The organism is Bradyrhizobium sp., from assembly GCF_050014615.1.
GTDB lineage: Bacteria > Pseudomonadota > Alphaproteobacteria > Rhizobiales > Xanthobacteraceae > Bradyrhizobium.
In genome coordinates this window covers 25,432-31,748 of the sequence record NZ_JBEKCZ010000064.1, presented here as the reverse complement: position 1 = coordinate 31,748, position 6,317 = coordinate 25,432, and the positions used below count along the sequence as shown (strand labels likewise).

Genomic DNA, 6,317 nt, shown 5'->3' with positions numbered 1-6,317 from the left:
CGGCCGCTGGTCGGAGATGGCCTTCCGCCGCGCGATGCGGTCGGGAGTCGATCGCGACGGAGCGCATCTTTACCCGACCTTTCCCTACGACCATTTCACCAATGTCACCGACGAGGATGACCAGGCGCTCTACGCGTATCTGATGACGCGGCCGGCGGTGCACGCCGCCGCACCCGCGAACCGGCTTGCGTTCCCGCTCGATCAGCGTTTTGTCGTCGCCGGCTGGAAATTGCTGTTCCTGCGGCGCGGGACCTACCAGCCGGACGGCACGCAAACCGCGGAATGGAATCGCGGCGCCTATCTGGTCGAGGGGCTGGCGCATTGCGGCGCCTGCCACACCCCGCGCAATGCGCTGGGCGCCGAACGCGTCAGCGCGTCGTTTGCCGGCGGCGACGTCGACAACTGGCACGCCTACGCGATCAATGCACGGTCGCCGTCTCCGGTGCCGTGGAACACCGAGGCGCTGTTCGCCTATCTGCGCCAGGGCTGGCATCCTGATCACGGCGTGGCGCGCGGACCGATGGCGGAAGTCGTCAGCAACCTGTCGTCGGTGGATGAAAAGGACGTGCATGCGATCGCGGTCTATATGACCAGCGTGTTCGGTCCGCCGACGCCGGATCACATCCGCCGGGGCGACGAGGTGCTGGCGCAAATCAAGTCGCCAACGGTTCCGCCGGGCCAAGCCGAAACAGCCGGCGCTGCGATCTACGCCGCGGCCTGCGCGACCTGCCACGAGACCGGCAGGCCGCTGCCCTATGGCGGGGTCAATCTCGGCCTCAGCACCGCCATCAGCGGCCCCGACCCGCGCAATGCGGTCAATATCATTCTGGCGGGCATTCGGCCCGTGGAGGGAGAACGCAGCCCGATCATGCCGGGTTTCGCCAACGCCATGACCGACGATCAGGTTGCAGCCGTCCTGAACTATCTGCGCTCCCGGTTCAGCAACCAACCGGCATGGACCGGCGTTGAGAAGACGATCGAGGATGCGAGGCGGACGCAGACCGTATTTCTCCAGACACCGCCAGCACACAACAGCCCCGCCGATCCCATGCAGCGAGACAAGCCATGATGACATTGAAGGTCAATGGTCACGATCACCAGATCGACGCCGACCCCGACACGCCGCTGCTCTATGTGCTGCGTGACGACATCAAGCTCAATGCCGCCAAATTCGGCTGCGGGCTCGGTCAATGCGGGGCCTGCACGGTGATCGTCGACGGCAGGGCGGTGCTGTCCTGCGTGACGCCGCTGCTTCTTTTGGAAGGCAAGCAGGTGACGACGCTCGAGGGGCTTGGGACCATCGACGCGCCGGCGCCGATCCAGCGTGCCTTCATCGAAGAGCAGGCGGCGCAATGCGGCTACTGTATCGCCGGCATGATGATGCGGGCGCAGGCGCTGCTGCTGCGAAATTCCAAACCGACCGACGAGCAGATTCGTGCCGAGCTGGAGCCGCATCTGTGCCGCTGCGGCACCCATATGCGGATTCTGCGCGCGGTGCATCGCGCCGCGAGGCTGATGGACACGGCTGAACTCTCCACGACAACCGAGGGGAGCGCTCAATGAACGGTCCAAACAACGCACCAGGTATTATTGACCGCCGTCAAGTGCTCGCGGGCGGCGGCGCATTGATCGTCAGCTTCTCGCTGACGGATGCCTTCGCGCAGGATCAAGCCGCGCCGGCGACGGCGCACCCCCCCAAGTGGATCGGCAGCCTCAAGGATACGCCATTTTTGGACTCCTGGGTTCGCATCGATGCCGATGGCAGCATTACCGTGTTCACCGGCAAGGCCGAACTCGGCCAGGGTTTCAAAACTGCGTTTCAGCAGATCGCGGCCGAAGAGCTCGACGTTCCCTTCAAGTCGCTGACAGTTATCACCGCCGATACAAGCCGCACCGCCAATGAGGGCTATACCGCGGGCAGCCATTCGATGCAGGACAGCGGCACCGCGATCCAGAATGCGGCCGCGCAGGCGCGCGCGCTTCTGGTGGCGGAGGCGGCGCGGCGTCTTGATGTGCCGGCCGAAAATCTTCGCACCGAAAATGGCGCCGTGATTGCGCCCGATGGCCAGCGCCTCAGCTATGGCGATCTGGTGGCAGGCGACATGTTGCACGTCCAGGCGCAGCCGGAATCGAAGCTGAAGGACCCGGCGAAATACACGGTGGTGGGCCAGCCGGTGCCACGCGTCGATATTCCGGCCAAGGTCACCGGAGGTGCTGCCTATGTGCAGGACATGCGGTTGCCCGGCATGGTGCATGCCCGTGTGGTGCGGCCGCCGAGCTATGGCGCCCAATTGACGGAGTGCGACACGGCATCGATCGAAGCCATGCCCGGTGTCGTCAAGGTGATTCGCAGCGGCAATTTTCTGGCGGTGGCCGCCAAAAAGGAATTCCGGGCGATCAAGGCGATGCGGGCGCTAACGGCGGCCGCGAAATGGCAGGAGACCGCCGGCCTGCCGAAGCAGGAGGATATTGCGCGCGTGCTGCTCGGCCTGCCGTCGCAGGATTCGACCATCTTCCAGCGCAGCAATCCATCGGCTGTCGGGCAGAAGACCGTTGAGGCCAGCTATACGCGGCCCTATCAATCGCATGGCTCGATCGGGCCGTCCTGCGCGGTGGGGCATTACGTCGATGACCTCATGACGGTCTGGACCCACACCCAGGGGGTCTATCCCGATCGGCAGGGCATCGCGGAGATGTTGCGGGTGCCGCCGGCGAAGGTCCGCCTGATCCATGTCGAGGGCTCCGGCTGTTATGGCCATAACGGCGCCGATGACGCCGCGGCCGACGCCGCGCTGATCGCGCGCGAACTGCCGGGCGTGCCGGTTCGCGTGCAATGGATGCGCGAGCAGGAGCACAGCTGGGAGCCGTTCGGGCCGGCGATGGTGACCAAACTGAAGGCGTCGCTGGACGATAGCGGCGCGATCGCGGACTGGAATTTCGAGGTCTGGAGCAACACCCATTCGATGCGGCCGGGGGGCGCCGGCACGTTGTTGGCGGCCCAGCACATGGCGCAGCCTTTCGCGGTGCCGCCGGCCAAACCGCTGCCGCTGCCGGAAGGCGGCGGCGATCGCAACGCGATTCCGATCTATACGTTTCCCAACGCCCATGTGATGCACCATTTCATCCCGGCGATGCCGGTGCGGATTTCGGCGATGCGCGCGCTCGGCGCCTACCACAATGTGTTTTCGATCGAGAGTTTCATGGACGAGCTCGCGATCGCCGCCGGTGCCGATCCCGTCGAATTCAGGTTGAAGCATCTCGACGATCGGCGCGGACGCGAGGTCATCGAGAAGGCCGCGCAAGGTTTTGGGTGGCAGAAGGGCCAGCAAGCGCCGCAGGGTCGCGGCTTCGGCTTTGCCTTTGCGCGGTACAAGAATCTGGCGGCGTATTGCGCCATCGCCACCGAGGTGGAAATCAACCGCGAAACCGGGCGGGCGCGCCTGGTGCGCGCGGTGGCGGCGGTCGACAGCGGCCAGGTGGTCAATCCGGACGGGCTGATCAACCAGGTCGAGGGTGCGATCATGCAGTCGATGAGCTGGACGCTGTATGAGGCCGTCACCTTCAACGATACCCGAATCACCAGCATCGACTGGCAGACCTATCCGATCCTGCGGTTCGACGCCGTGCCTGACAGCATCGAGGTGCACATCATCAACCGTCCCGGGCTGCCTTTCCTCGGCAGCGGCGAAACCGGGCAGGGTCCGGCCGCCGCATCGATTGCGAATGCGATCGCCAATGCCGCCGGCAAGCGTCTGCGCGATCTGCCGCTGACGCGAAAGCGGATCAAGGACGCGATCGACGTCTGAAGCCTGCCGCGCGACGGTACGACGCCGATCGCAACGATCCATAGCTCAACTTGCGCCGCTTGTCGGTAACAAGGGAACACCGCCGGCGACATGCGCACCAATCGACAAAAATTATTCCTCGAGGGACCGATCGGTACCGCGCTGATCCGGCTCGCGGTCCCGATCATCCTCGGCAATATCCTGCAGACCGGCTACCAGCTGACCGACGCGTTCTGGGTCGGGCGCTTGGGCGCGGCCGCGGTGGCGGCGGTGTCGGTCAGTTTTCCGGTCTCGTTCCTGGTGATCGCGCTGGGTGCGGGTTTCGGGATCGCGGGAGCGACGCTGTCGGCGCAATACATGGGCGCCGGGCGCCAGGACATGGTCAACCATGTCGCCGCGCAGACCATGATGATGGTCACCCTCACGTCGGCGGTGCTGGGCGCGGCGGGCTATGCGCTGGCGCCCTATCTGCTCGATCTGCTGGAGGTCGCGCCCGATGTCTATGTCGGCGCGCTCGGTTTCATGCGGGTATCCTTTGTCGGCATTATCTTCGTATTCCTTTACGGCATGTTCCAGGCATTGATGCGCGGCGTCGGCGAAACCCGGACGCCGCTGCTGATCGTGCTCGGCACCGTGGTGCTGAATTTTCTGCTCGACCCGTTGTTCATCTTCGGGTGGGGGCCGTTGCCGCCGCAGGGCGTGATGGGCGCGGCACTCGCGACGCTGGCGACACAGGGGCTCGCGGCGCTGTTGGGGATCGCCATTTTCCTGCACGGCCGCCACGGCATCCAGCTGTCGTGGCGCGACTTTCGGCCCGATCCGGTCTACATCCAGCGCGCGTTTTTCCTAGGGCTGCCCGGATCGATCGAATTGTCGACGCGGGGCCTTGGACCGCTGCTGCTGTCGTTTCTGGTCGCGGGTTTCGGCACCGTGACACTGGCGAGCTACGGCGTCGGCACCAACATTCTCCAGTTCGTCACCATCCCCGCGATGGGCATGTCGATGGCCGTTTCAACCCTGGTGAGCCAGAACATGGGGGCGGGAAACACCCAGCGCGCGGCGCGCGTGACGATCCTGGGCGCCGGTTACAGCTTCGGCATGCTCTCGCTCGTGGGAATCCTGGCCTATGTTTTTGCGCCAGCCCTGGTGGCGTTCTTTGTGCCGGATGATCCCGATGTCATCGCCGATGGCGCGCAATTCATCCGGATCATGTGCCTGACATGGGGCGGCATCGGCGTGCAGCTGTGCATCGTCTCGGCGTTCCGTGGATCCGGAAATATGTTGTTTGCGATGGTGATCGCACTGCTCGGACAATTCGTGCTGCAGTTTCCGCTGGCTTACATTCTTTCCAAACATACCGCCCTGCAGACTTCCGGCCTATGGTGGTCGTTCCCGGTCACCACGATTGCCGTCGCGGTCGTCTCGGTGGGCTGGTTCGCGCAAGGCGGCTGGAAAACGACGGTGCTGACGGAAGAAAGCAGGCAGGTTGCCGAAGTAGCCGAGGAAACGGTCTCCGAAGACGGCATTCGCTGAGCGCGGTCGGTGCGGCCTTGACGCGTTGAAAAATTTCGTGGGTTCTCAGGTAACCGTGAGCACGGACTTGGGCTGGATACTTCGTCTGGATACTTGGTCTGGATTGAGAAAATCGAAATTCTTCGATCTCTGGGGAGTACAGTGAAATGAAGCACCTCGTCGCTGCCTGCATCGCCCTCGTGGCCTCGGCCGTGTTCGCAGCCGCCGAGTCCGCTAAAGAGCCTCCAGCCAAAGAGCCTTATGCTCCGGGTCTTGGCGAATTCATGACCGCGACGCAGCTTCGCCATGCCAAGCTGTGGTTCGCCGGCAAGGCGAATAACTGGGACCTCGCGGCCTATGAAATTGACGAGATCATGGAAGGCCTGGAGGACGCCGAGAAGCAGTTTCCGACCCTTGACGGCATTCCTGTCGCGGACATGATCAAGGCCAACATCGATCCGGCGGTCGAGGAACTGAGAAAGGCGGTCGGAGCCAGAAGCAGCGCCAAATTTGCCGCCGCCTTCGACAAACTCACCGGCGCCTGCAATACCTGCCATACAGGGGCGAACAAGCCGTTCATTCGCATCCAGCGTCCGACCTCGTCCCCATTGAGCAATCAAAATTTTGCGCCCTGATCGCCGCGCCGGTCCTCGGTCGCCCACAATCGGCCTGCGCCGCCCGGCTCCCCCGCACCGGGCATGGGGAGCGCGACCAGGGACAAGAGGAAAGCTGCCATGACAAGGCGCATCGACAAGTCATGGACCGTCTTTGTCAGCGTCGAAAATTCCGAGCACGACCGATGCGTGGATATTTTTTCCAGAGCGGATGGCAGCTACGGATTCGAGGAGTTCAGGCGGGACATCGAAGATGGTGGGCAATGGACGCCGGTGCAGTATTATTCGGGCGTTAGCTATGGCTCGTCAGCCCAGGCCCTGGACACAGCCGAGCGATGTGTACCGTGGCTGGCCGACGTCCTCGCCAGCAAGCCGGAACTGCGGCGGCGTATCGGTCTGGGGTAAC

General features: G+C 63.9%; 6 protein-coding genes. All 6 read left to right on the top strand.

All coding sequences use genetic code 11. From position 1 onward, the window contains the following. On the top strand, positions 1-1,069 hold a 1,069-nt coding region (locus tag ABR948_RS12810; RefSeq protein WP_428118027.1), incomplete at its 5' end, for a c-type cytochrome. Then, positions 1,066-1,563, top strand: a complete 498-nt coding sequence (locus ABR948_RS12805) for a (2Fe-2S)-binding protein (RefSeq protein ID WP_428118025.1) — start codon at positions 1,066-1,068, stop codon at positions 1,561-1,563. The genes ABR948_RS12810 and ABR948_RS12805, both read left to right, overlap by 4 nt. Further along, the gene (locus tag ABR948_RS12800) at positions 1,560-3,806 is read left to right on the top strand and encodes a xanthine dehydrogenase family protein molybdopterin-binding subunit (protein WP_428118023.1); all 2,247 of its coding nucleotides are present in this window, start codon (positions 1,560-1,562) and stop codon (positions 3,804-3,806) included. Before ABR948_RS12805 ends, ABR948_RS12800 begins: the two co-directional genes overlap by 4 nt. A 90-nt stretch (positions 3,807-3,896) precedes the next feature. Continuing rightward, positions 3,897-5,318: an MATE family efflux transporter gene (locus ABR948_RS12795; RefSeq protein WP_428118021.1), complete on the top strand. Its 1,422-nt coding sequence runs from the start codon at positions 3,897-3,899 to the stop codon at positions 5,316-5,318. A gap of 146 nt (positions 5,319-5,464) precedes the next feature. Further along, positions 5,465-5,932: a hypothetical protein gene (locus ABR948_RS12790; protein ID WP_428118019.1), complete on the top strand. Its 468-nt coding sequence runs from the start codon at positions 5,465-5,467 to the stop codon at positions 5,930-5,932. 99 nt (positions 5,933-6,031) lie between these two features. Next, complete coding sequence (locus ABR948_RS12785) at positions 6,032-6,316, top strand: hypothetical protein (protein WP_428118017.1); 285 nt, start codon at positions 6,032-6,034, stop codon at positions 6,314-6,316. Position 6,317: the final 1 nt, after the last annotated feature.